A 513-nucleotide genomic window follows, 5' to 3' on the forward strand; every position below is an offset into this window, starting at 1 on the left:
TGGTGTACAGGTGGTGCATGGTTGTCGTCAGCTCGTGTCGTGAGATGTTGGGTTAAGTCCCGCAACGAGCGCAACCCTTGTCTTATGTTGCCAGCATTTGGTTGGGGACTCATGAGAGACTGCCGGGGTTAACTCGGAGGAAGGTGGGGATGACGTCAAATCATCATGCCCCTTATGTCCAGGGCTTCACACATGCTACAATGGTCGGTACAACGCGCAGCGACACTGTGAGGTGGAGCGAATCGCTGAAAGCCGGTCTTAGTTCGGATTGGGGTCTGCAACTCGACCCCATGAAGTCGGAGTCGCTAGTAATCGCAGATCAGCAACGCTGCGGTGAATACGTTCCCGGGCCTTGTACACACCGCCCGTCACGTCATGAAAGTTGGTAACACCCGAAGCCAGTGGCCTAAACTTGTTAGGGAGCTGTCGAAGGTGGGATCGGCGATTGGGACGAAGTCGTAACAAGGTACCCGTACCGGAAGGTGCGGGTGGATCACCTCCTTTCTAAGGAGC

At 55.4% G+C, this 513-nt stretch carries 1 rRNA gene; it reads left to right on the forward strand.

What is annotated here, in order from left to right:
• Positions 1-504 (forward strand): 16S ribosomal RNA (locus HMPREF2604_RS02885); the annotation flags it as partial.
• Between the last annotated feature and the right edge of the window lie 9 nt (positions 505-513).

The sequence above is a fragment of the Corynebacterium sp. HMSC055A01 genome (assembly GCF_001809405.1).
GTDB classification, from domain to species: Bacteria; Actinomycetota; Actinomycetes; order Mycobacteriales; family Mycobacteriaceae; genus Corynebacterium; species Corynebacterium hesseae.